A 22196-nucleotide genomic window follows, 5' to 3' on the forward strand; every position below is an offset into this window, starting at 1 on the left:
CCCGTCAGTCGTCGCGGTCAGTCGTCGCGGTGGACACGTTCCTTCCGCTCGTGACGCTCCTGCGCCTCCAGCGAAAGCGTCGCGATCGGGCGGGCATCGAGACGCTTCAGCGAGATCGGCTCGCCGGTCTCCTCGCAGTAGCCGTAGGTGCCTTCATCGATGCGGCGCAGGGCGGCGTCGATCTTCGAGACCACCTTGCGCTGGCGGTCGCGCGTGCGAAGTTCAAGCGCGCGATCGGTCTCCTCGGAGGCGCGATCGGCAATGTCGGGGATGTTGCGAGAGCCTTCCTGCATGTGCTCTATCGTGCCCTTGCTCTCGGCGAGGATTGAGGCTTTCCAGGCGAGGAGCTTGCGGCGAAAGTAGTCCAGCTGTCGGGGGGTCATGAAGGGTTCGTCTTCAGAGGGAACGTACTCGATATCGAACTTGGTCTCGGCCTTCATGGACTCTCGCACCTCGATCTACTCGCGGTCCCAAAGCCGTCGCCCAATGGTCTGCGACGACTTCATTTGGCCCCGAACGTTTCGCTGGGCACCCGATATAGCCTTTCTACCCCCTTGTCACGTAAAGATATCCCACCTTGCTAACGCGCATCGCCCTGCTAGGCTCCGCGCGAAAACCGGCCAACGGACAGAAAGCTTTCAATGAGATTTCAGGGCACGGCGGACTATGTGGCGACGCCGGACCTCACCGTCGCGGTGAACGCTGCAATCACGCTCGAACGGCCGCTTCTGGTCAAGGGGGAGCCCGGTACGGGCAAGACCGAACTCGCCCGCCAGGTGGCGGCGGCGCTCGGTCTGCCGCTGCTCGAGTGGAACGTGAAATCCACCACCAAGGCGGCGCAGGGCCTCTACGAATACGACGCGGTCAGCCGGCTCCGCGACAGCCAGCTCGGCGACGAGCGCGTGCATGATGTCAGAAACTACATCCGCCCGGGTCCGCTCTGGCGCGCCTTCGCGAGCGAGGAGCGGGTGGTTCTGCTGATCGACGAGATCGACAAGGCCGACATCGAGTTTCCGAACGACCTCCTGCAGGAACTCGATCGCATGGAGTTCTTCGTCTACGAGACCGGCGAGACGGTCCGGGCGACCCGGCGCCCGGTCGTCGTCATTACCTCGAACAACGAGAAGGAGCTGCCCGATGCCTTCCTGCGGCGCTGCTTCTTCCATTACATCCGCTTTCCCGACGAGGAGACGCTGAAGCGCATCGTCGAGGTGCATTTCCCGGGGCTGAAGCCGCGGCTGGTCCACACGGCGCTCACTCAGTTCTTCGAGATTCGCGAGACCCCGGGCCTGAAGAAGAAGCCCTCCACCTCGGAGGTCCTCGACTGGTTGAAGCTGCTGCTCGCCGAGGACCTTTCGCCGGAGGATCTGCGCGCGGATCCGACGACGGCGCTGCCCAGGTTGCATGGTGCACTGCTCAAGAATGAGCAGGATGTTCATCTTTTCGAGCGGCTGGCATTTATGGCACGGAGTCGGCGAGGATGAGCCGACAACTCTTCTTGGCGCGTGACAATGGTTGGGCGTCCTGCTATTGTGCAGTGCAACATCCCCAGGAAGAGTTCCATGATTTCAGCCCATACTCAGTTCCAGGCGGCAAGGGCCTGGATGGACTTCTCGCTTGCCTACGGACAGATGTGCGTCGCCTCGGCCGAGATCATCACGCGGCGCTGCATGCGCATGGCGCAGGGTGTGATGACCGGCCCCGAGGCGGCCGGCATGGTGCTCGAGAAGGCGACGGCCTTTGCGACGGCCATGGAGCGGGCGGTTGTCGCCGCGGCCGCCGGGGCCGAACCGGTGCGCATCGCTTCCGCCGCCCTGCGGCCGTACAGCGCCAAGACCCGGCTGAACGTTCGGCGCCTGCGGCGTTGATCGCGCCCGCCGGCGGCGTGGCGCGCGCCCGGTGAGGCGCGCCGTCCGCCGCCGTACGGTTCGGGCCGGCGCTGGCCTGTTGCTCGCCGTTGCGCTCACTGCCTGCGCAACGGCGCCACCCCTTGAGGGCGTGAGTTCGGTCCGCTTCGGCACCGTCACGCTGCCCCGGGGCGTTGCCCGGTCCAATCTCGACCTCGGGCAGGACTTCCTCGATCTCACATTCCAACTCGAGAGCGGCGAGACGCTGCCGGCGATCCTGCGCTATGAGACGCCGGTGCGCGTCTACATGGGTTCGCCCGCGCTCGCGCCCTATGCTCCGGACCTCGCGGCGGTGCTGGGCCGAATCCGGGTCGAGGCGGGCATCGATATCGCCGAGACCGATGATCCGGATGCGGCACAGATCCGCATCGAGGCGGTGCCGGCGGCCGAAATCGCCCGGGTCTTTCCCACTGCGGCCTGCTTCATCGTGCCGGAAGAGCGGAACTGGGCGGACTTCATGCGCGATCGTGACCGGCCGCGGGTGCGCTGGTCCGAGCAGAAGACCCTGCGGCGCGCGGCGATCTTCCTGCCGCCTGACACCACGCCGCAAGACCTGCGGGATTGCCTGAACGAGGAGGTGACCCAGGCCCTCGGCCCGGCGAACGACCTCTACCGGTTGCCGGACTCGATCTGGAACGATGACAACTTTCACGGCATGGCGACGCCGTTCGACATGCTGATGCTGCGCACCCTCTACCAGCCCGAGTTCCGCTCGGGCATGAGCCGGTCCGAGGTCGCGTCCCGGCTCGAGAAGGTCCTCGACCGGGTGAACCCGAAGGGCAGGGGCCTCCCTCGCACCGACCGGGCGCCGGAGTCAAAAGCGTTCGCCACCGCGCTCGAGACAGCACTCGACCGCGGCGTCTCGCGCGAACGCCGGCTCGGCGCGGCGAAGATGGCCGCACAGATCGCTGCCGAGATGCGCCCTGTCGATCACCGGTTTGGCGTCGCGCTCCTCACCCTTGGCCGCCTCAGCCTGCGTCAGGACCCCGCCGCGGCGGTGCAGCACTTTACCGAGGCCTACAACCTCTTCGAGCGCCGCCTCGGGCCGAAGGACGTGCGAACCGCGCAGGCCGGGGTGCATCTCGCCGCGCTCGCGCTCGGAACCGCGCAATACGATCTGGCAATCAGGCTCGCCGACCGGCATGTGCCCATGGCGGCCAAGGCGCAGAACGCCATCCTGATCGCCGGGCTGCTGTCGGTGAAGGCCGAGGCGCAAGTGGCTCTCGGCAAGGCGGATGCCGCGCGGCAGACCCGCCTCGACAGCCTGCAATGGGCGCGTTATGGCTTTGGGGACACAGATGGTGCGCTTGCCCGCGAGCAGGCGCAGCTCGCCGCGCTCCAGCGCCTTGAACAGAAGTGAAGCTTCGTCTCCCGTGCTCCTCCTCATCTTTTTCCTCATAGGCGCGGTTTTCGGCGCCCTGCGTGCCGCCCGTCGTGGCGGCGACCGGCTTGATCAGCTGCAGTACGCCGCGGCGCACGGCATCCTGTTCGTCCTCCTCGCCCTCACGGTGAGCGTGCTGGGCGGCGCCTTCGGCCTGTTCTGATGTTTGTCCGGTTCTTCGCCGCGCTGCGCGGGGCGGGGGTCCCAGTGTCGCTGCGCGAATATCTCGATCTCCTTGCCGCGCTGGATGCGGGCATTGCGCGGTACGAGCCGGAGACCTTCTACTACCTCGCCCGAACCGCGCTCGTGAAGGACGAACGCCACATCGACCGTTTCGACCGGGTGTTCGGTCAGATCTTCTCCGGTCTCGAACTCATCACCGTCGAGGCGCTCGTCTCGGTGACCTCACTGCCGTCCGAATGGCTGAGAAAGCTCGTCGAGAAGCATCTCACCCCCGAGGAGCAGGCCGAGATTGCGGCGATGGGCGGCTTCGAGAAGCTGATGGAGACCCTCGCCCAGCGGCTGCGGGAGCAGCAGGGCCGGCATCAGGGTGGCTCGAAGTGGATCGGCACCGGCGGCACCTCGCCCTTCGGCGCCTATGGCTACAACCCCGAAGGCGTGCGGATCGGCCAGGACGAAAGTCGCCACCGGCGCGCGGTGAAGGTCTGGGACCGGCGCGAGTTCCGCAACCTCGACGACGATGTGGAAATCGGCACCCGCAACATCAAGGTCGCGCTGCGCCGTCTGCGCCGATGGGCGCGAGAGGGATCGCCCGACGAACTCGACCTCGGTGCGACGATCCGCAAGACAGCGGAACAGGGCTGGCTCGACGTCGTGACCCGCCCCGAGCGGCGCAACGCGGTGAAGGTGCTGCTCTTCCTCGACATCGGCGGCTCGATGGACCCGCATGTCCGGCTGGTGGAAGAGCTGTTCTCCGCGGCGCGGACCGAGTTTCGCCACCTCGATCACTTCTACTTCCACAACTGCATCTACGAAGGGGTCTGGAAGGACAACCGCCGCCGCTGGGACGCCCAGACCCCGACGGCCGATCTCCTGCACACGTATGGCCCGGATTACCGGGTGATCTGTGTCGGGGACGCGGCCATGTCACCGTACGAGATCACCCATCCGGGCGGCGCAAACGAGCACTGGAACGCCGAGTCGGGCGAGACGTGGCTGCGTCGCGTTGTCGCGGCCTGGCCGCACGCCATCTGGATCAACCCGAGCCCGATGCCGGCCTGGGGATACTCGCCCTCCGTCGAGATGATCGCCACGATCTTCGGCGGCCGGATGTATCCGATGACGCTCGCAGGTCTCGACGAGGGCATCCGGGAACTCGCGCGCTGAGGAACGTGCTGCGTCCGCGAGAGACTGGACCCTTCCGGCGGCATGCGCCATAACGGGCTGATCGTGGCGGAGGCGAGACCCTCGTATGAAATTCCTGCTCAAGCTCCTGACCTGGTGGAACGGCCCGACGATTGGGACTGAACTCTTCACCTGGCGCTTCGGCAAGCGCGTCGGCGAGGACGCGGCCGGGAACGTCTACTACCAGAATGCCGACGGCAGCCGGCGCTGGGTCATCTTCAAGGGCGAGCCCGAGGCCAGTGAAATCAGTGCCGAGTGGCATGGCTGGCTCCACTTCACGTGGCAGCAGCCCCCGACCGAGGCGCCGCTGCCGAGGCAGGCCTGGGAGAAGCCGCACCGGCCGAACATGACGGGCACCGCGCTCGCCTACCGTCCGCCGGGCAGCCTGCTTGCTCCCGCCGGCGGGCCGAGGGTGCACGCCGACTACGACGCCTGGACGCCGCAATAGCGGCGCGGTCAGGCAGGAAGGACGATTTCGAATGGCGAACAGCGTAGCAGAGGCCGTGATCGGAGCGGTTGTGCTGGCGACGGCGGCGGGTTTCGTTGTCTATGCCGGACAGGTGCGGGGCACATCGGTAACCGGCGGGAGCTACCCGCTCACCGCGAAGTTCCGCAGCGCCGAGGGGATCGGAGTCGGGACCGACGTGCGGCTCGCCGGCATCAAGGTCGGCTCGGTGACGCATCTTGCCCTCGACCCGCAGACATTCGAGGCGGACGCCACCTTCTCGGTGCAGAACACCGTCAAGCTGCCCGACGATTCGGACGTGAAGATCTCGTCCGAGGGTTTGCTCGGCGGCAATTTCGTCGAGCTGACGCCAGGCGCCTCGGAGACCGAGTTCGTTTCGGGTGATCAGATCCTGAATACCCAAGGGTCGGTCAGCCTGCTGAACCTGCTCATGAAGTTCGCCGGAGGCGGCAGCAACCAATGATCCGCGCGCTGCTTGCGCTGGCGCTCACCGCCGGCCCAGCCGGGGCGGCGCTTTCGGCTGGCGAGGTGACCAATCCGGAGGTGACGGTAGCGGCCGGGGTCATCCACCTGCGCGGCCTCGACAACCTGAACGGCATCTCCCGCGACCTCGAGGTCCGCGTTGGCGAGACCCTGAGCTTCGGGCAGCTGGAGATTGAGGCCGAGGCCTGCCGGGTGCCGCGCGACGACCCCAAGGGCGACGCGGAGGCGTTCCTGCGCATCCGCGACGTGCGCGACACGGCACCGCGCTTCTCCGGCTGGATGTTCGCTTCTTCCCCCGCGCTCTCCGCGCTCGACCACCCGCGCTATGACGTCTGGGTGGTGAGCTGCAGCATGTCCTGACGGGTCGCCGTCCGCGACAGCGCGAGGAAATCTCCCGGCCGCATCAGCGCCGCCTTCAGCCGCCGGTGATAGTCCCGGCGGGGGATCTCGATCGCGCCGAGTGACGCGAGATGGGTCGTGACGAACTGGGTATCGAGGAGCTGGTACCCTCCCGCCCGGAGTCGCGCGACCAGCGCGACCAGCGCGAACTTTGACGCGTCGCGCATCCGGCTGAACATGCTCTCGCCAAAGAACGCGCCGCCGAGCGACACACCGTAGAGCCCGCCCGCGAGTTCGCCCCGCACCCGGATCTCGACCGAATGGGCAAACCCCCTTCGGTGCAGCTCGTCGTAGAGCCGGATGATTGGCGGGTTGATCCAGGTCTCCGACCGGTCGGCACAGGCCCTCACGGTCTCCTCGAAGTCACCGTCGACGACGATCTCGAACCCCCCGGCGAGAAAACTTCGCGCCAGCCGCCGCGAGACATGCATCGCCTCCAGCGGCAGGATCCCGCGCTGGTGCGGATCGATCCAGTGCAATTCATCGGAGTCAGCCGATTCCGCCATTGGAAAGATCCCGGCGGCATAGGCTCGCATCAGGAGGTCGGCGGTAATCTGGTCGGTCAGGCTATCGTCACGCATGGGCGAGAGATGCCGTCGGGTGGTGGTGGCTGTCAAATGAACTTGGCGTCGATCACAGGGATGCCCGCGAAAAGACGAGGCCCCGGCGACCACTCAGGTCGCCGGGGCCTCGCCGTAGCCGTGTTTTCGGTCGGGCCGGGTTACTCCCGGTTGCCGAAGAGCTGCAGCAGCATCATGAACATGTTGATGAAGTCGAGGTAGAGCTGGAGCGCGCCCATGATGGCCGCCTTGCCCAGGAACTCCTGACCCTCGGCAGCGCGGAGCTGCAGATAGGTGTTCTTGATGTTCTGCGTGTCATAGGCCGTCAGGCCCGCGAAGATCAGCACGCCGAGCGCGGAAACCGCGAAGGTCACCGCCGACGACGCCAGCCAGATGTTCACGAGCGACGCGACGATAAGCCCGATCACGCCCATGATGAGGAACGAACCCCACCCGGAGATGTCCTTCTTCGTGGTGTAGCCCCACAGGCTCAGGCCCGCGAAGGCGATCGCCGTGACGAAGAACACCTGCGCGATCGACATCCCGGTGAAGACCGAGAAGATCCACGAGATCGAGAGGCCCATGAGCGCGGCGAACAGCCAGAAGACGCCCTGCGCCACGCCCTCGGACATGCGGTTGATGCCCGCCGAGAAGGCGAAGACCACCGCGAGCGGCGCGAACATCACCACCCACTTCAGCGGTGAGGTGAACATCGCCTGCAGCAGCCCGACCGGCAGGATATTGGTCGGCTCACCGGCAACGGCCCGGGCGAAATCGGTGCCCACCACGTAGGCGACAAGGCCGGTGATGATCATGCCCACGGCCATCAGGCCGTAGACCTTGTTCATGTGTGCGCGCAGGCCCTCGTCGATCGCAGCGGTGGCGGTGCCGGCACCGGCTCGACGAACAGTCCCGTAGTCGGCCATTGATTCCCTCCGTTAGCCCTCTGGGTCCGCCGGATTTGAGACCCGGGCGGAAGTCCCTTGATATTGGCGACGGGAGGTCAGTTTTCAACCAACCGACACCCCGCTCAAGCCAATAATATCGCAACAATCTCGTCATCTGTCATCAGGCCTCCGTTGCCTCTCGCCATGTTGACCATGGCCGCGGGAGCGGAGAAGTTGGTCGGCCAACTGGAGTAACGGAATGCGCCACATCGGGCTTCGGGTTCTCTTTGTCCTATTGTCGTCGCTCGCGATGGCTCCCGCGATCGCGGAGGTGCGCATCCTCGCCTTCGGCGACTCGCTTACCTATGGCTCCGGCGTGGCGAGGGAAGATGGCTTCGTTCCGCAGCTCGAGGCCTGGCTCCACGCCCACGGCGCGACCGACGTGGTGGTGCTGAACGCCGGCGTCCCGGGGGAGACCACTGCGGAGGGCCGCGAGCGCATTGCGCCGGTGCTGGACCAGACGCGCCCCGACGCGGTGCTTCTGGCTCTCGGCGCCAACGATCTGCTGCGCGGCCTTTCGGCGTCGCGGATGTTTTCCAACCTCGACGCGATCCTGGGGGAGGTGAGCGGCGAAGGCCTGCCCGCCCTCCTTGCCGGTCTGCCGGCGCCGCCGACCTGGCGGCGCGAGGATCGGGCCACATACCTCGAAACATTCCGCACGATCGCGCAGGAGCATGACGCGATATTCGTGCCCTCGTTTCTCGGCGGGATGAGTGGAAGGGGATTCCTCGCGGTTCGCCGGATGATGCAGCCGGACGGCATTCATCCGAACGCGGACGGCGTGCGTGCCAATGTCGCCGCCATCGGCCCGAAGGTGCGCGAACTCGCCGCGCGCGTCAGAGCGGTGCGCGAGCGATGATCCGCGCCTTCGCGGCCCTGTCGCTGCCGGAAGCCCTGCGCTTTGATCTGATGCTGGTGCAGTCGGGCCTGCCATTGCCGCGCCCCTTGCCGCCGGAGAACCTGCACCTGACGCTGGTCTTTCTGGGCGAGATCCCCGAGCCGACGCTTGCCGATGTCGACGCCGCTTTCAGCAAGGTGCGGGTGCCGCCGTTCGATCTGGCGCTCGCTGGTCTCGACATGTTCGGAGGCGCGAAGGCGCGCAGCGTGCATGCCGAGGCCGTGCCGAGCGCGCCGCTCCTCCAGCTGCAAGCGAAGGTGGAGACCGCCGCGCGCAGCGCCGGTGTGGTTGTCGCTGGCCGCCGGTATGCCCCGCACGTGACGCTTGCGCGCCTGCCGGAGCGCTTTGCCGACCGGGCGCGGCTCGAGGCAGCCGTCGCGGCGCGCATCGCCTATCGCTCCGAGCCGTTCCTCGTGGAGGACTTTTGTCTCTACCGATCGTGGCTCAGCCCGGGCGGCTCGATCTATGACGAGCTCGCCCGGTACACGTTGGGTTAGGTTGGGGGGAGGCGAGGGGGCGTCAGCCGTCCCCGCCCGATCTCCGGTGCCGTCAGACGAGCGGGCGGCGCAGCTCTTCCGCCACGTCGGCGCGCGTCAACCCCATGTCGCGCAACATGCGATCGTCGAGTTCGGCGAGCTGGACCCGCGCCCTGTACCGGGCGTCGAGGGTCACGACGGCTTTCACCAGTCCACGCGCCGTCAGGCGCGGCCGGGCAGTACGGACAGGGCGCGTGAGCGTGAGGGCAGACATTGGATCGCTCCATCATGGTATGTTTAGGATCGCGGCTGAGGTATCACCGTGCTTGATGTGTAGGTCGATCCACGCTAAAACGAAAACGATGATTTGTGCGACGATCCATCAAGGATTCTGATATGCCCCGCCAGCTCGATCTGACTGCCCTGCGCTCGTTCGCGGCCGTCGCCGACGCGGGCGGCGTCACACGCGCCGCGTCGCAACTGAACCTCACCCAGTCCGCGGTCTCGATGCAGCTGAAGCGCCTTGAGGAGACGCTCGGCCTCTCGCTCCTTGATCGCTCGGCGCGCACCATCGCGCTCACCGCGCAGGGCGAGCAGCTCCTGGCCTACGCCCGTCGGTTGCTGGCCCTGAATGACGAGGCGTGGGGCCGTCTCACCCACCCGGCCTTCGAGGGAACACTCGACTTCGGCGTGCCGCACGACATCATCTTCCCGCACGTTCCCGTGGTGCTGCAGCGCTTCGCGGCCGAGTATCCGCGGGTGAAGCTGCAACTCCACTCGCTCTATACCAGCGGACTGAAGGACATGCTGGCCCGTGGCGACATGGATCTCATCCTGACGACCGAGGCGACGGTCGACGCCGGCGGCGAGACACTGCGGCGAGAGCCGCTGGTCTGGGTCGGTGCTCCGGGCGGACAGGCATGGCGTGCGCGGCCGCTGCGTTTTGCCTCCTGCGCCCACTGCGTCTTCAAGCGGCCGGCGCTCGATGCGATGGAGGCGGCTGGCATCCCCTGGGAGTTCGCGGTCGACTCGATCTCCACCGCCGCGATCGACGCGACCGTTGCCGCCGACCTCGCGGTCAGCGTCCAGCTCGAGAGCGCCGTGCCAGCGCGCTGCGAGGCGATCCGCCACTGCGGCGCGCTGCCGCAGCTCCCGGATCACCGGGTCAACATGTATATCGCGCCGGGCCCGCGGGCCGTCCTTGCCGAACGGCTCGCAGGCTTCCTGCGCCAGTCCTACGGTGTCGCGGAGAGCCTTGCGGCGGAGTAGGGCAGGCTCACTTCGCCGACGCCTCCGCCGGCTGGAAGTCGAGCGCCACGCCGTTGATGCAATAGCGCAGGTGTGTCGGCGGCGGCCCGTCCGGGAAGACGTGTCCGAGGTGGCTGCCGCAGGTGGCGCAGTGGACCTCGGTGCGGACCATGCCGTGGCTCTCGTCGGTGTCGGTCTCGACCGATCCCTCCACCGGCTCGTTGAAGCTCGGCCAGCCGGTGCCGCTTTCGAACTTCAGGTTCGACCGGAAAAGCGGCGTGCCGCACCCGGCGCAGGAAAACGTGCCCTGCCGCTTCTCGTGCAGCAGCGCACAGCTCCCCGGCCGCTCGGTGCCGTGCCCGCGCATCACCGCGAACTGCTCCGGCGTCAGGATCCGGCGCCACTCCTCATCGCTGTGCGTGACCTTGTAGCCCATGGGCGAGCCTCCTCGTTCCGCTGTCGATCCGGGATATGGGGGTGTTCCGGCGCTCTGTCGAGCGTCGTCAGGTCGCGGCGAGCGTCACCCAGATCGGCACGTGGTCCGATGGCTTCTCGCGCCGCCGCACCTCCGCGTCGATGCCGCAGGTCTCCAGCCGGTCGGCCGCCTGCGGCGTCAGGAGCACGTGGTCGATCCGGATGCCCCAGTTCTTCTGCAACGCCCCGGCCTGATAATCCCAGAAGGTATAGATCCCCGGGCTCCGGTCCACCGCGCGCAGGGCGTCGGTGAGCCCGAGGTTGATCAGCCGGTGAAACGCCTCCCGGGTCGGCGGCAGGAAGAGCGCGTCCTTGGCCCAGACCGCCGGGTTCCAGCAGTCTTCGTCCTGCGGGATCACATTGTAGTCGCCGAGGATGACGGCGGTCTCCTCCGCCTCGATGAGCGCCTTCGCCCGCGCCTCGAGCCGCGCCATCCAGCCGAGCTTGTAGTCGTATTTCGGCCCCGGCGCGGGATTGCCGTTCGGCAGGTAGAGCCCGCAGATCCGGACACCCCCGACCGTCGCCTCGATCCAGCGCGACTGCTCGTCGCTGTCATCGCCTGGCAGGCCGCGGGTCACGTCCTCCATCGGCAGCTTCGAGAGCAGCGCCACCCCGTTGAAACCCTTCTGGCCATGGGTCTCGAGGTTGTAGCCCATGTCCTCGATCTCGAGGCGCGGGAACTGCTCGTCGGTGGACTTGATCTCCTGCAAGGCCACCACGTCGGCGTTCGCGTCGCGCAGCCAGTCGAGGAACGCCGGCAGCCGGGCCTTGATGCCGTTGATGTTGAACGAGGCGATTTTCATGGGCCGGACGCTATCTGCTCCCGAGGGGGATCGCCACCCCTTGCCAATCCCCTCGGCGCCACGAAAAGCTGTGCGGATTGCATTAGGAGAGTCCCGCATGAAGTTCTCGATCGCAACCGTCTCGCTCGGGGGAACGCTCGCGGAGAAACTCGCCGCTATCGCGAATGCCGGCTTCGATGGCGTCGAGATATTCGAGGCGGATGTCCTCGCCTATGACGGTCGTCCGGCAGACATCGGGACGATGGTGCGCGACCATGGACTGGAGATCATTGCCTTCCAGCCGTTCCGCGATTTCGAGGGCATGCCCGAGCCGCAGCGCAGCCGGGGGTTCGAGCGGGCGAAGCGCAAGTTCGCGCTGATGAACGAACTCGGCGCCGAGGATGTGCTGGTCTGCTCCAACGTCTCGCCGCTTTCGCTTGGCGGCATCGACCGGGCCGCGGCCGACCTGCGCGAGCTTGGCGACGTCGCCGAGACATTCGGCGTCCGGTTGGGCTATGAGGCGCTCGCCTTCGGCCGCCACGTCTGGGACTACCGCGACAGCTGGGAGATCGTGCGCCGCGCCGACCACCCCCGGGTCGGCCTCATCCTCGACAGCTGGCATGTCCTCGCCCGCAAGCTTCCGGTTGCGCCCATCGCCTCGATCCCGGCCGACCGCATCGTCTTCGTGCAGGTGGCGGACGCGCCAGCCATGGATATGGACCTGTTGCAGTGGTCGCGGCACTTCCGCAATTTCCCCGGTCAGGGCGACATGGACGTGGACAGCTTCATGCGGGCGCTGCTCTCCACCGGCTATGATGGCTGGATCAGCCATGAGATCTTCAACGACCGCTTCCGCATGGCGTCGCCCCGGCGCATCGCCGAAGACGGCGAGCGCTCGCTGATCTGGCTCCGCGACCGCCTCGAACCCGGCACCCTGCCGCCGCGCGTCGTCCCCGAGGCGGTGGAGTGGATCGAGTTCGCGGTCTCCGAGGAGGAGGCGCCGGCCCTCGAGGCGGTGTTCGCCGGGCTCGGCTTCCGCCTCACCGGGCGGCACCGCAGCAAGGATGTCACGCGCTGGAGCCAGGGCGCGATCAACCTCGTCATCAACACCGAGCCCGACGGTCTCGCCCACTCGCAGCAGATCGTGCATGGGCCTTCCGTCGTCGCGATCGGCCTTCGTGTCGCCGACGCCGCGGCGGCGCTGGCCCGTGCCGAAGGTCTCAGGATGCACGTCTATCGCGGCGAAGTCGGGGTCGGTGAGCTCGACGTCCCGGCGGTGCGCGGCATCGGCGGCTCGCTTCTCTACTTCACCGACTCGAAGACCGACCTCGCGCGCGTCTGGGAGATCGAGTTCGAGCCGGTCGAGAGCGTCCCGCCCGGGCCGCTCTCGCGCATCGACCATATCTCCCAGTCCATGACCCCGGACGAGATGCTGACCTGGCGGCTGTTCTATCTCTCGCTCTTCGATGTCGAGCGCACGCCACAGGTCGATGTCATCGACCCGGCCGGTGTCGTCGAGAGCATGGCGCTGCACTCGCCCGACCGGACGCTGCGCATCTGCATGAACGCCTCGGCCTCCGAGCGGACCCAGGCGTCGCGCTTCCTCGACGAGTTCTTTGGCGCCGGCACCCAGCACATCGCCTTCCTGACCGACGACATCTTTGCCGCAGCCGAGGCGATGCAGGCGTCCGGCATGGCGACCCTGCCAATCCCGGACAACTACTACGATGATCTGGAGGCGCGTCTCGGGCTGGAGCCGGAGTTCGTCGAGCGGCTGCGCGACCGCGGCATCCTCTACGACGAGGACGAGACGGGGCGGTTCTTCCAGATCTATACCCGCGCCTTCAAGGAACGGTTCTTCTTCGAGATCGTCGAGCGCGAAGGCTACACCGGCTACGGCGCCCCGAATGCGCCGATCCGGCTCGCGGCTCAGGCGCGCCTCGCGCGGCAGCCGGCGATCCCGCGTCTGTGACCTCGCGGGCTTGCGTTTCGATCCTCCTCGCCGCACCTTCCGCCGCGAGGAGGAGACCCGCATGAACAGGCAGATCCGCAAGCCGGCCGCGCCCGGAATGCGTCCCATCCCCGGTGGCACCTTCCTCATGGGCTCGGATCGCCACTATGCCGAGGAAGCGCCGGCACACCGGGCGAAGGTGGCTGCCTTCGAGATGGACGAGGCCTGCGTCACCAACCGCCAGTTTGCAGCCTTCGCCGCCGAGACAGGGTACGTCACCGTCGCCGAGCGCCCGCTCGACCCGGCGATCTATCCCAATGCCGCGCCGCATGAGCTTCTGCCGGGCTCGACGGTCTTTCACATGACGAAGGGGCCGGTCGATACCCGCGACTTCCGCCACTGGTGGAGCTGGGTCTCCGGCGCCTCATGGCGGCACCCGGAGGGGCCTGGGAGTTCGGTCAAGGGGCGCAAGGATCACCCGGTCGTTCACATCGCCTTCGAGGACGCGGAAGCCTATGCCACATGGGCGGGCAAGGCGCTCCCCACCGAAGCGGAGTGGGAATTCGCGGCCCGCGGCGGGCTTGACGCCCGCGAATACGCGTGGGGTGACGAGCTTGCGCCGCGCGGCCGGCATGTGGCGAACACCTGGCAGGGAGCTTTCCCGTGGCAGAACCTCACTGAGGACGGCTGGCCCGGCACCTGCCCGGTCAAGTCCTTCCCGGCGAACGGCTACGGGCTCTATGAGGTTTGCGGCAACGTCTGGGAGTGGACGACGGATTGGTTCGCCGCCGGGCACACGGCGAAGGACCCGGAGAAGCCCGGCTGCTGCGTCGCGGACAACCCGCGCGGACCGGGCAAGGCCGGCAGCTATGACCCGCGTCAGCCGGGGATCCTCATCCCCCGCCGGGTGGTGAAGGGCGGCTCGTTCCTCTGCGCGCCGTCCTACTGCCGCCGATACCGCCCGGCGGCGCGGCACGCTCAGATGATCGACACCGGCACCAGCCACATCGGCTTCCGCTGCATCCGCCGAAAACAAAACACCTGATATCTCAGGGAACTAGGTAAATTTGTTGAGGTAATATGCGAAGCAGGGCTTCGCGCCCTGCACAGCGGCAGACAAGGCGCGTCTGGCCGGGCGAGACCACACCCGAGCCCCTGCGCGCCCGGTCAGGGCCGGCCGTAGCCGGCCCCGCAGTCCCCGGGGTCAGCCGAGATCGAAGTCGCTCGCCGTGAGGCGTCCCGAATAGTCGCTCAGGGTGGCCGTGACGATGTCGAACACATCGAGGCCGCTGTCGTCGACCCTCATCTCGACGATCGTGTCGGCGCCGTCGCGGTGATAGCCCACATCGCCGACATCGAGGTTCTCCGTCGACGAGGCGCCGACGAAGCGCAGGGAGTCCTCGACGTCGAAGTGGATCACGTCGTCACCGCGCGTGAAGTCGGTGATCGTCGTCGGCAGGTATTCCGTCCAGCCGCCACCCAAGCCCGTCGGGCCTTGTTCGGCGACCAGCACGAACTGGTCGTCACCGCGTCCTCCGGACATGATCTGGAACGCGGCGCCGCCGTAGAGGGTATCGTTCCCTGCTCCACCGACGAAGATATCGGTACCGGAGAAGTCGTCCGGGTCGCCGGAATGTCCCTCGTAGTTCCCATACGAGCCATTGCCGAAGATTGCGTCGTTGCCTGACCCGCCGTTCAGGATTTCGACCCGCGAGTCACTGCTGTCCGGAAAGAGCTTGGCACCGCCATAGATGACGTCGTCTCCCGCGCCGGCATAGACCACGTTCGCGCCGTCGCCTGCGTCGATGTCGTTGTCCGCGGGATTGCCGTTGATCGAGTCATCGCCCGTGCCGGTCGTGATGTTCTCGACCGAGATCAGGGACGATCGGATGTCGCTGTCGCCGATCCGCAGCGTTCCCGTTCCGAGGTTTGCCCGGACAGCGGGCGCGCCCACGTAACCGCCATAGCCGGACCCGATGCTCCCGATCTCCTCCACGAAGATCTCAGGCCCGGCGATGGTGAGCGAGTCGACCCCCGCACCACCGTTGATGACGTCCTGCCCGTAATCGACGGAGACCACGGTGAAGGGGTCGTCGAGCCGGGAAATCGGCCCGATCTGGAACGTGTCGCTTCCCGCGCCGCCCGCCATCGCGTCGTTGCCGAGACCCCCGAAGAGATAGTCATCCCCGGTGCCGCCGATCAGCGTGTCGTTCCCGGCATTTCCAAACAGAACGTCGTCGCCGGTTCCGCCGTCGAGCCGGTCATTGCCGTTGCCGCCGAAGAGGTCGTCGCCGCCGGCGCCCCCGGCGAGAGTGTCGTTCCCGCCGTCGCCGAACAGGTCGTCGTTGCCCTGGACGCCCCTGATGTCGTCGTTGCCGCCCAGACCGTGGATCGTGTCTGCCGCGTTCGTACCGCTCAGAGTGTCGGCGCGGGAGGTACCAATGATGTTTGCCATAATGAATTATCTCCTTTCAAGTCCAGCCAAAATGGTTTGGGGGGCTACCCAGTTCCAATGTGGCAGAAGTTTTTTTGCCGGAATCCTCGCTGAACGGCCGGCACGCGTCCTCGTGCGGCTGTCGCATGGTTAATCCTGAATCGCAGTTCCCCTGCCGACCCTATAGGATTTGCTGGATTTTCCGGCGTCATGGGCGGCCGGAGATTAGGTGATCTTCAATCGGCCTCCCGCAGGGTCGCGCAAGCGTTACCCGAAATCAGGGAGAGTTCCGATGCCTGGGCGCCATTCAGTGGCTGCGTGCTTGATCGCGGCCGCGGTGATGACACCTCTGCCCGCAATATCCGCAACGGCCGCGCGGGGGGCTGACGCGCCTGTGGCGCTCGACGCGCCGGATCAGGCGCTGTTCAGCGAGGCGGTGCTGCGGTTCTCGAACGCCGTGCGCAAGGCCCACGGACGGGCGCCGCTCCGGCTCGACGCCCGGCTCTCCCGGGCAGCGGGCGACCACGCGCACAACATGGCTCGGCTCAGGAGCCACTCTCACGTTCTGCCGGTCAAGGGGCAGAAGGATCTCAGCCAGCGTCTGCACCGTCAGTCGCTGAAGTTCCGGCTGGCAGGAGAGAACATCGCGCAGGACAAGGTCTTCCGGCTGCTCGGGCGGCCGATCTCGGCAAAGAGCGACGGATGCCGCTTCACCTATGGCGACACCGGGCAACCGGTGCCGCGGCACAGCTATGCAAGCCTCGCCGAGCAGGTGGTGAACCGGTGGCTCAATTCCCCAAAGCACCGGGAGTCGTTGCTTTCCAAGAAGTTTTCCCGTCTCGGCGCCGGGGTTGCCGCCGACCAGGACGGACCGGCGTGCGGTGACTTCTATCTCGTGCAGGCCTTCGCCGACTGAGACGCGCGCGACGCCCTTGATAATGGCGCCCGAGTCATATACATAGCTAGCTAATCAATTGCTGGCTATGTATATGACCGACGACGCCTCTCCCCGAACCCGGCCAACGATCTTTCAGGATCTCTCGCCGACCAGCCGCAAGCTTCGGACGCTCTTCGACGCTCGGGTGAAGTCGCGCGGGCTGACGTATGCCCGCGCCCGGATGCTGCTTCAGCTCAGCCAGGCGGATGGCCTGACTCAAGGCGAACTCGCCGAGGCGCTCGCGATCGAGCAGCCGACGATCGTGCGGCAACTCGATGCCATGGTGGCTGCCGGCCTCGTGGAGCGCCGCCCCTGCGATACCGACCGCCGGGTCAGGCGCATCTTCCTGACGGAAGCGGCGCGCGACGAGACCGGTGCGGTGATCGAGCTGACCGAGACACTGCGCGACGATCTGGCGGCCGGGATCCCGCCCGAGGATCTTGAAGTCGCCTCCGACGTGCTGCGCCGCATCGCGCTGAATATCGAGCGGGCCGGGGAGGACGCGTGATGGATGCTCGCGCGACGCTCGACGAGCGCGACGGGGACGTCGCGGGCGACCCGGAGACCGAGCGCTCCGTTCCCTCCGACGAGGCGCCCGCAGCCCCGCCAGCGTCGCCAGCCGCCACCACGATGCCCGCCGGTCGGGCTGCGGCCTACATGGGCGCGGCGCTCCTGCTTGCCGTCACCCAGGGCTTCGGGATGAACCTCGTCTCGGCCAATGTGTCGCAGATTCAGGGCTATTTCGGAGCGACAACGGCCGAGGCCACATGGCTCGTCGCGGCCTACATGGCGCCGAACGTGTCGCTGTCGCTGGCGCTCATCAAGCTCAGGACGCAGTTCGGGCTTCGCAACTTCGCCGAAATCGCGATCCTCGTCTTCGTCGCGGCAGCGCTGCTCAACCACCAGACGGGCGATCTCAGGACCGCGCTCGTGGTGCGGTTCCTGAGCGGGGTCGCGGCGGCGCCCATGTCCTCGCTCGCGTTCCTCTACATGCTTGAGCCGTTCTCGCCAGCGAAAAAGCTGACCGTCGGGCTGTCGCTGGCGCTGACCGCCCTCGCGATCGGCAGTCCGCTTGCCCGCATCATCTCGCCCACGCTGCTCGACATCGGCCTCTGGCACGGCCTGACGGTGCTGGAACTCGGGCTCGCCCTGCTCGCGTTCGGGGCGGTCTACCTGCTGCCGCTCACCTCGCCGCCGCGCGCGAAGGTCATCGGGATTGCCGATGTGGTGAGCTATCTGCTGATCGCCGTGGGCTTCGGCTCCGTCGCGGTCGTGCTGGTCCTCGGCCGGCTCTACTGGTGGCTGACGGCACCGTGGATCGGCGTGCTTCTGGTGCTCGCGGTCATCTGTGTCGCCAGCGCCGCGATGATCGAGCTGAACCGGAAGGAACCGCTTCTCGACATCCGCTGGCTGACGAGCCCGGCGGTCCTGCACTTTGCCGGCGCGCTCCTCGTCTTCCGGCTGGTGTTCTCGGAGCAGGCCGTCGGTGCGGCGGGGCTGTTTCGCACCCTCGGCTACGGCAACGACCAGCTTCGCACCCTCTTCGCGGTGATCCTGATCGCGACCATCGTCGGCGGCGTCGCCTGCGCGGCGATCCTGAAGCCCGGGCGCGAGCACGCGTTGCACATCACGGCCCTCCTCCTCGTCGCGACGGGTGCCTATCTCGACGGCCACGCGACCACCCAGACGCTGCCGATCAACATGTACTTCAGTCAGGCATTGGTAGCCATTGGAATCGCTATATTCTTGCCGCCTGCGGTGATGAGCGGGCTCCTGTCGGCGCTGAAGAACGGGCCGCAGTACATCCTGAGCTTCATCATCGTGTTCCTGACCACCCAGAGCATCGGCGGTCTGGCGGGATCGGCGGCATTCCAGACATTCGTCGATCTCCGGCAGCAGGCGCATTTCTCTGCGCTGACGAGCGGCCTCGATCCCGGCAACCCGTTCGTCGCCGAGCGCATCGCCTCGTTGACGGCCGTCTATGGCAGTGTCGTCAACGACAAGGCCGCGCTCGCCGCTCAGGGCATGGCCCTGCTGCAGCAACAAGTGACCCAACAGGCGCAGGTGCTCGCCTACAACGACGTCTTCCGCGCGGTCGCGCTGCTTTCACTGGCGGCACTCGCCGCCCTGCTTCTCCACATCAGCCTCGCGGCGCTTCACAAGGCGCTCGCCCCGGCCGATCCCCAGCCCGTTCGGTGAATTCAGATGTCCAGTTTCTTCCGTCACAGCGCGACGATCATCGCGGCCATCGCCGGGCTTTTCGGCGTCCTGCTCCTGCTCTACGCGTGGAATCTGCCCCCTTTTGACCGTGGCATCGAGCTCACCGAAGACGCTTACGTGCGCGGGCGGGTGACGAGCCTCGCGCCGCAGATCTCCGGCAATATCGCCGAGGTGGCGGTGCAGGACTACCAGACGGTGCAGGCGGGGGAGATCCTTGTTCGCATCGACGACCGCATTCCGCGGGAGAAGCTCGCCCAGTCGCAGGCGATGCTGGCGCAGCAGCGCGCGGCCCTCGCCACCTCGGCGCAGGACGAGGCGTCCGCGAAGGCGAACATCGCCTCGGCGGAGGCGAGTGTCGTCAGCGCCGGGCAGCGCTCGACGTGGCGAGCGCCAACCGCAAGCGCGCCGAGGCGCTGCTTGAGCGGGGTGTCTCGACGCAGGTCGACACCGATCAGATGCGCCTCGTTCAGGAACAGGCGAGTGCCGCGAAGGCGCAGGCCGAAGCTCAGGCCGAGGCGATGCGTCAGGGACTGCAGTCGATCCTCGTCAACCGCGATGCGCTGCAGGCGGCCGTGGCGGGCGCGGAAGCCTCGGTCGCTCTGGCGCAGATCGACGTGGAGAACAGCGCGATCCGCGCGCCGGTGGCCGGCCGTCTCGGCGAGGTGACGGCGAGGGTCGGCCAATACGTCACCCCCGGAACCCGTGTCGCGACGCTGGTGCCGTCCGACATCTGGGTGGTCGCGAACTTCAAGGAAACCCAGGTGGCGGGGATGTACGAGGGGCAGCAGGTCGCGCTCTCGGTCGATGCCATCCCGGGACGGCGGTTCGTCGGGCACATCGAGCGCTTCGCCCCGGCGACGGGGTCGGAGTTCAGCGTCATCCGCCCGGACAACGCCACGGGCAACTTCATCAAGGTGAGCCAGCGTCTGCCGGTCAGGATCGCGGTGGCGCCGGGTCAGCCCGGGGCTGAGCTCCTGACCCCGGGCCTCTCGGTGGTGGCGCGCATCGACACCACGCAGACATCGGCGGCCGGCCAGCCGACGGGTCTCTGAGGAAACAGTCTGTCCTCCCGGCCGCGTGTCGGCCGCGCTTGCATCGACGCCGGCGGGACATACCTTGCCGCCAGTGCCGAACGAGGGGATCGGCCGTTACGGAGGTGATGTGGTGAAGAAGATCGGGTTCCTGTCATTCGGCCACTGGTCGCCCGCGCGCGGCTCGGGCACGCGGAGCGGCGCGGACGCGCTTCTCCAGTCGATCGATCTCGCGGTGGCGGCCGAAGAACTCGGGGTCGACGGCGCGTATGTCAGGGTCCACCACTTCGCGCGGCAACTGGGCTCGCCTTTCCCGCTGCTTGCGGCGATGGGCGCGCGGACGAGCCGGATCGAGCTCGGCACCGCCGTCATCGACATGCGCTACGAGAACCCGTTCTACATGGCCGAGGACGCCGGATCGGCGGATCTCATCGCCGGCGGGCGGCTGCAGCTCGGGATCAGCCGCGGCTCGCCGGAGCAGGTGATCGACGGCTGGCGCTACTTCGGCTACGCGCCGACGGAGGGCGAGACCGATGCCGACATGGCGCGCCGTCACGCCGAGGTCTTCCTGCAGGTGATCGAGGGTGAGGGCTTCGCCGAGCCGAACCCCCGGCCGATGTTCGCGAACCCGCCGGGGCTCTTGCGGCTCGAGCCGTATTCCGAGGGCCTGCGTGACCGGATCTGGTGGGGAGCCGCGACCGACGCGACCGCGGTCTGGGCGGCGAAGCTCGGGATGAACCTCCAGAGCTCGACCCTGAAATTCGACGAGACCGGCGAGCCGTTCCACATCCAGCAGGCAAAGCAGATCCGTGCCTATCGCGAGGCGTGGAAAGCGGCCGGGCACACGCGCGAGCCACGGGTTTCGGTCAGCCGCAGCATCTTCGCGCTGATGAACGATCAGGACCGCATGTATTTCGGGGGCTCCGCCGACAGCGACTCGCTCGGCTTCATCGAGGAGAACACCAGGGCGATCTTCGGCCGATCCTATGCCGCCGAGCCGGACAAGCTCGTCGAAGAACTGGCGAAGGACGAGGCGATCGCCGAGGCCGACACGCTGCTCCTGACAGTGCCGAACCAGCTCGGGGTCGACTACAACGCCCATGTGCTCGAGTCGATCCTGACCCACGTGGCCCCGGCCCTCGGCTGGCGCTGAACCCCGTCAGGCGACGAGCAGTACCGTCCCCTCGGTGGGGATCACGAGCGCCACGGAAGCGCCGGGGGCGAGGGGCGTGCCCGTCTCCGGCGACACCACGAAGAGAGCGCCAAGCTCAGTGGTGACGGCGACCTCCAGGTGGCTGCCGGCATAGGTCGACTTCGCCACCGTGGCGGGAAGCGCGTTCGGCGCATCGGCCGCGGCGAGCCGGACCCGGTGCGGCCGCACGGCGAGCCGGGCCGGGCCGGGCCGGAGGCCACGGGCGGGCAGGGCGAGCGCCACCGGCCCGAGGCGCACATTGGCGGTGCCGCCGTTCACCGCGATGATCTCGCAGGGCAGGATGTTCGACTCGCCGATGAAGTCGGCGACGAACGCGGTCGCGGGCGCGTCGTAAAGCTCCTGTGGCGTGCCCTGCTGGGCGATGACCGCGCGATCCATGACGATGATCCGGTCCGAGACCGCGAGCGCCTCGCCCTGATCGTGGGTCACGTAGACCACGGTCAGCCCGAGCTTCTGCTGCAGTTCGCGGATCTCGTCCCGCACCCGGCGGCGCAACTTTGCGTCGAGGTTCGAGAGTGGCTCGTCGAAGAGCAACACCTGCGGCTCCAGCACCAGCGCGCGGGCGACGGCGACGCGCTGCTGCTGACCGCCCGACAACTCGGAGGGAAAGCGCGCCTCGAAGCCGGTCAGCCCGACGAGCGCGAGACCGTCCGCTGCCCGCGTCGCGATCTCGCGCTTCGGGTAGCCCGAGAAGCGCAGGCCGTAGGAGACGTTTTCCAGCACCGTCATGTGCGGGAAGAGCGCGTAGGACTGGAACACCATGGACACGTCGCGCTCGGTGGCGGGAAGCGGCGTCACGTCCGAGCCGCCGATGAGGACGCGCCCCGATGTGGGCATCTCGAGGCCGGCGATCATCCGAAGCGTCGTCGTCTTGCCGCAACCCGAGGGACCGAGCAGGGTCACGAGGCTGCCCGCGTCGATCTCGAAGGAGACGTCGTTGACCGCGGGCGTCGTGGCGCCCGGATAGATCTTGCTGACCTGGTCGAAGACCACCGACGCGGCCTTGCCCTTGAGCTTCACCATG

Annotated in this window: 26 protein-coding genes; 18 read left to right on the forward strand and 8 right to left on the reverse strand. The window is 67.3% G+C overall.

Translation table 11 applies throughout. The annotated features are described in order from the left end of the window. Nucleotides 1-17 precede the first annotated feature (17 nt). The gene (gene dksA / locus HNP73_RS09295) at nucleotides 18-440 is read right to left on the reverse strand and encodes an RNA polymerase-binding protein DksA (protein WP_184148389.1); all 423 of its coding nucleotides are present in this window, start codon (nucleotides 438-440) and stop codon (nucleotides 18-20) included. Nucleotides 441-641: 201 nt separating this feature from the next. Between dksA and HNP73_RS09300 the strand changes: the two genes are divergently transcribed. The 8 genes from HNP73_RS09300 (at nucleotide 642) to HNP73_RS09335 (ending at nucleotide 5962) form a co-directional block, all read left to right on the forward strand. Then, complete coding sequence (locus HNP73_RS09300) at nucleotides 642-1484, forward strand: AAA family ATPase (RefSeq protein WP_184148390.1); 843 nt, start codon at nucleotides 642-644, stop codon at nucleotides 1482-1484. 78 nt (nucleotides 1485-1562) lie between these two features. Continuing rightward, nucleotides 1563-1868, forward strand: coding sequence for a hypothetical protein (locus HNP73_RS09305; RefSeq protein ID WP_184148391.1), 306 nt, complete (start codon nucleotides 1563-1565; stop codon nucleotides 1866-1868). A 130-nt stretch (nucleotides 1869-1998) separates the two neighbouring features. Then, nucleotides 1999-3267, forward strand: coding sequence for a DUF2927 domain-containing protein (locus HNP73_RS09310; protein WP_184148392.1), 1269 nt, complete (start codon nucleotides 1999-2001; stop codon nucleotides 3265-3267). Between the two features lie 13 nt (nucleotides 3268-3280). Beyond that, on the forward strand, nucleotides 3281-3451 hold the full coding sequence (locus HNP73_RS09315) for a hypothetical protein (RefSeq protein WP_184148393.1): 171 nt from the start codon (nucleotides 3281-3283) through the stop codon (nucleotides 3449-3451). Next, on the forward strand, nucleotides 3451-4635 hold the full coding sequence (locus HNP73_RS09320; protein WP_184148394.1) for a vWA domain-containing protein: 1185 nt from the start codon (nucleotides 3451-3453) through the stop codon (nucleotides 4633-4635). Before HNP73_RS09315 ends, HNP73_RS09320 begins: the two co-directional genes overlap by 1 nt. Nucleotides 4636-4720: 85 nt before the next feature. Continuing rightward, complete coding sequence (locus HNP73_RS09325) at nucleotides 4721-5101, forward strand: NADH:ubiquinone oxidoreductase subunit NDUFA12 (RefSeq protein WP_184148395.1); 381 nt, start codon at nucleotides 4721-4723, stop codon at nucleotides 5099-5101. Nucleotides 5102-5132: 31 nt separating this feature from the next. After that, a complete protein-coding gene (gene mlaD / locus HNP73_RS09330) occupies nucleotides 5133-5582 on the forward strand; it encodes an outer membrane lipid asymmetry maintenance protein MlaD (RefSeq protein WP_184148396.1) in 450 nt (149 codons plus the stop codon). Further along, nucleotides 5579-5962, forward strand: coding sequence for a DUF2155 domain-containing protein (locus tag HNP73_RS09335; protein ID WP_184148397.1), 384 nt, complete (start codon nucleotides 5579-5581; stop codon nucleotides 5960-5962). The genes mlaD and HNP73_RS09335 overlap by 4 nt, the downstream gene beginning before the upstream one ends. On the opposite strand, the gene aat is transcribed toward HNP73_RS09335, so the two are convergent. Further along, on the reverse strand, nucleotides 5926-6582 hold the full coding sequence (gene aat, locus HNP73_RS09340; RefSeq protein WP_184148398.1) for a leucyl/phenylalanyl-tRNA--protein transferase: 657 nt from the start codon (nucleotides 6580-6582) through the stop codon (nucleotides 5926-5928). The two genes, HNP73_RS09335 and aat, sit on opposite strands and share 37 nt — an antisense overlap. Before the next feature lie 140 nt (nucleotides 6583-6722). Further along, the gene (locus tag HNP73_RS09345) at nucleotides 6723-7487 is read right to left on the reverse strand and encodes a Bax inhibitor-1/YccA family protein (protein ID WP_184148399.1); all 765 of its coding nucleotides are present in this window, start codon (nucleotides 7485-7487) and stop codon (nucleotides 6723-6725) included. Nucleotides 7488-7707: 220 nt separating this feature from the next. Between HNP73_RS09345 and HNP73_RS09350 the strand changes: the two genes are divergently transcribed. Together HNP73_RS09350 and thpR are read left to right on the forward strand one after the other, a co-directional pair. Then, a complete protein-coding gene (locus tag HNP73_RS09350; RefSeq protein WP_184148400.1) occupies nucleotides 7708-8367 on the forward strand; it encodes an arylesterase in 660 nt (219 codons plus the stop codon). Then, nucleotides 8364-8903 carry an RNA 2',3'-cyclic phosphodiesterase gene (gene thpR, locus HNP73_RS09355; RefSeq protein ID WP_184148401.1) on the forward strand — a complete coding sequence of 180 codons (540 nt, stop codon included), beginning with the start codon at nucleotides 8364-8366 and terminating at the stop codon, nucleotides 8901-8903. Before HNP73_RS09350 ends, thpR begins: the two co-directional genes overlap by 4 nt. A 52-nt stretch (nucleotides 8904-8955) precedes the next feature. Here thpR and HNP73_RS09360 read toward each other — a convergent pair whose 3' ends face one another. Beyond that, complete coding sequence (locus HNP73_RS09360; protein ID WP_184148402.1) at nucleotides 8956-9156, reverse strand: DUF1127 domain-containing protein; 201 nt, start codon at nucleotides 9154-9156, stop codon at nucleotides 8956-8958. Between the two features lie 122 nt (nucleotides 9157-9278). On the opposite strand from HNP73_RS09360, the gene HNP73_RS09365 reads away from it, so the two are divergent. Continuing rightward, nucleotides 9279-10151, forward strand: coding sequence for a LysR family transcriptional regulator (locus HNP73_RS09365; protein WP_184148403.1), 873 nt, complete (start codon nucleotides 9279-9281; stop codon nucleotides 10149-10151). Nucleotides 10152-10158: 7 nt separating this feature from the next. Here the strand turns inward: HNP73_RS09365 and msrB are convergent, their stop codons facing one another. Both msrB and xth read right to left on the reverse strand, forming a co-directional pair. Further along, a complete protein-coding gene (msrB, locus tag HNP73_RS09370; RefSeq protein WP_184148404.1) occupies nucleotides 10159-10566 on the reverse strand; it encodes a peptide-methionine (R)-S-oxide reductase MsrB in 408 nt (135 codons plus the stop codon). A gap of 67 nt (nucleotides 10567-10633) precedes the next feature. Further along, entirely contained in the window at nucleotides 10634-11407 is a 774-nt protein-coding gene (xth, locus tag HNP73_RS09375; protein ID WP_184148405.1) for an exodeoxyribonuclease III, read from the reverse strand. 97 nt (nucleotides 11408-11504) lie between these two features. On the opposite strand from xth, the gene HNP73_RS09380 reads away from it, so the two are divergent. Continuing rightward, a complete protein-coding gene (locus tag HNP73_RS09380; protein WP_184148406.1) occupies nucleotides 11505-13358 on the forward strand; it encodes a bifunctional sugar phosphate isomerase/epimerase/4-hydroxyphenylpyruvate dioxygenase family protein in 1854 nt (617 codons plus the stop codon). Between the two features lie 61 nt (nucleotides 13359-13419). Beyond that, on the forward strand, nucleotides 13420-14382 hold the full coding sequence (locus HNP73_RS09385; protein WP_246399700.1) for a formylglycine-generating enzyme family protein: 963 nt from the start codon (nucleotides 13420-13422) through the stop codon (nucleotides 14380-14382). A 159-nt stretch (nucleotides 14383-14541) separates the two neighbouring features. Here HNP73_RS09385 and HNP73_RS09390 read toward each other — a convergent pair whose 3' ends face one another. Next, nucleotides 14542-15792: a calcium-binding protein gene (locus HNP73_RS09390; protein ID WP_184148407.1), complete on the reverse strand. Its 1251-nt coding sequence runs from the start codon at nucleotides 15790-15792 to the stop codon at nucleotides 14542-14544. 319 nt (nucleotides 15793-16111) lie between these two features. Between HNP73_RS09390 and HNP73_RS09395 the strand changes: the two genes are divergently transcribed. The 5 genes from HNP73_RS09395 (at nucleotide 16112) to HNP73_RS09415 (ending at nucleotide 21112) form a co-directional block, all read left to right on the forward strand. Beyond that, nucleotides 16112-16687: a CAP domain-containing protein gene (locus HNP73_RS09395; protein WP_184148408.1), complete on the forward strand. Its 576-nt coding sequence runs from the start codon at nucleotides 16112-16114 to the stop codon at nucleotides 16685-16687. A 73-nt stretch (nucleotides 16688-16760) separates the two neighbouring features. Further along, nucleotides 16761-17216 (forward strand): MarR family winged helix-turn-helix transcriptional regulator, encoded by a 456-nt coding sequence (locus tag HNP73_RS09400; protein ID WP_184148409.1) that lies wholly within the window; start codon nucleotides 16761-16763, stop codon nucleotides 17214-17216. Then, nucleotides 17216-18907: an MFS transporter gene (locus HNP73_RS09405; RefSeq protein WP_184148410.1), complete on the forward strand. Its 1692-nt coding sequence runs from the start codon at nucleotides 17216-17218 to the stop codon at nucleotides 18905-18907. Before HNP73_RS09400 ends, HNP73_RS09405 begins: the two co-directional genes overlap by 1 nt. A gap of 401 nt (nucleotides 18908-19308) precedes the next feature. Continuing rightward, on the forward strand, nucleotides 19309-19980 hold the full coding sequence (locus tag HNP73_RS23245) for an HlyD family secretion protein (protein ID WP_343063245.1): 672 nt from the start codon (nucleotides 19309-19311) through the stop codon (nucleotides 19978-19980). Nucleotides 19981-20092: 112 nt separating this feature from the next. Next, the gene (locus HNP73_RS09415) at nucleotides 20093-21112 is read left to right on the forward strand and encodes an LLM class flavin-dependent oxidoreductase (protein WP_184148411.1); all 1020 of its coding nucleotides are present in this window, start codon (nucleotides 20093-20095) and stop codon (nucleotides 21110-21112) included. A 6-nt stretch (nucleotides 21113-21118) separates the two neighbouring features. On the opposite strand, the gene HNP73_RS09420 is transcribed toward HNP73_RS09415, so the two are convergent. Beyond that, complete coding sequence (locus HNP73_RS09420) at nucleotides 21119-22195, reverse strand: ABC transporter ATP-binding protein (protein WP_184148412.1); 1077 nt, start codon at nucleotides 22193-22195, stop codon at nucleotides 21119-21121. Nucleotide 22196: the final 1 nt, after the last annotated feature.

It is taken from the genome of Amaricoccus macauensis (genome assembly GCF_014201905.1).
GTDB lineage: Bacteria > Pseudomonadota > Alphaproteobacteria > Rhodobacterales > Rhodobacteraceae > Amaricoccus > Amaricoccus macauensis.